This is a genomic window from Geminicoccus harenae (assembly GCF_019800005.1).
Classification (GTDB): Bacteria; Pseudomonadota; Alphaproteobacteria; order Geminicoccales; family Geminicoccaceae; genus Geminicoccus; species Geminicoccus harenae.
In genome coordinates, this window is record NZ_JABGCL010000167.1 from 1 (window position 1) to 1110 (window position 1110).

At 36.6% G+C, this 1110-nt stretch carries 2 protein-coding genes; both read left to right on the plus strand.

Features of this window, described 5'->3' with window-relative positions:
* Positions 1-108: 108 nt before the first annotated feature.
* Complete coding sequence (locus HLA95_RS27430; protein WP_255592574.1) at positions 109-795, plus strand: retroviral-like aspartic protease family protein; 687 nt, start codon at positions 109-111, stop codon at positions 793-795.
* 69 nt (positions 796-864) lie between these two features.
* Entirely contained in the window at positions 865-1029 is a 165-nt protein-coding gene (locus HLA95_RS29610) for a reverse transcriptase domain-containing protein (protein WP_369076378.1), read from the plus strand.
* Positions 1030-1110: the final 81 nt, after the last annotated feature.

Sequence of the window (1110 nt, forward strand, 5' to 3'; positions counted from 1 at the left end):
GCCAAAGAGTTGGAAGGGGGTTTGGTAGAAATATAGGCCGTGGTTTTGGACAATGATCGGGGTCAAGTCAAGAGTATGGTACAGTGCCTATAACTTCATAACAGGGTTATGATTAAGAAACATGGTCTAGTCAGGGAAGTTGTAGAGGGTATGATTTCTCTTTTTAATTCTGGGGTTCGAGTATTATTTGACTCGGGATCTACGCATTCATTTATTGATTTAGACTGTGCTCTTCGTTTGGGACTGTTGTTTGACTCTTTAGATTTTCCTTTGTGTGTGTCTACACCAGTTGGGGAAAACGTAAAAGCTGAGACTGTGTGTAATTCTTGTAGTATCTGGATAGAAGGTTTTGAATTGTTAGCTGATCTTATTGTTATGCCTTTGTTTGGATATGATATTATCCTGGGAATGGACTGGTTATCTTTTTACAGAGCAATGGTGGATTGCTTTGGAAAGAAGGTGACTTTGTTTTTGAATGATGGTAGTAGAGTTTGTTTTGTTGGTAATAGAGGTAGAGTTATGCCGTTTCCACGAACGATAAAAGATGTATGGCGATCTCAAATATGTGGACTTGTTAATACTTTAGCGGCATTGGATTTAGATGAGGATGATTCTATTAGTTTTGAATGTTTGCCAGTTGTAAGAGATTTTCTCGATGTATTTCCTGATGAATTACCTGGTTTATCTTCTCACAGAGATATAGACTTTTCTATAGAGGTGTATCCCAATACTGATCCTATTCATCTTTCATTTTATAAGATGGCACCTGTGGAACTGAAAGTTCTTAGAGATTAGTTAAATGATTTGCTGACTAAAGGGTTTATTAGAGATAGTCATTCACCCTGGAGTTCACCAGTTTTGTTTGTGAAAAAGAAAGACGGTTCTTTACGTTTGTGTATTGATTATCGGAAGTTAAATAGGGTGACTATGAAGAATCGTTATCCTTTACCACGTATTGATGAGTTATTTGATCAGCTTAAGGGTTCTTGTTATTTTTCAAAGATTGATCTTCGTTCAGGATATTATTAGCTTCGAGTAAAGGAAGAAGATATTTCAAAGACTGCTTTTAGCACTCGGTATGGGTTATATGAAATTTTGGTGATGCCCTTT

Bases quoted from the DNA above. Each gene is read 5' to 3' on its own strand.
- HLA95_RS27430 (WP_255592574.1), top strand. From the start codon at position 109: ATGATTAAGAAACATGGTCTAGTCAGGGAAGTTGTAGAGGGTATGATT.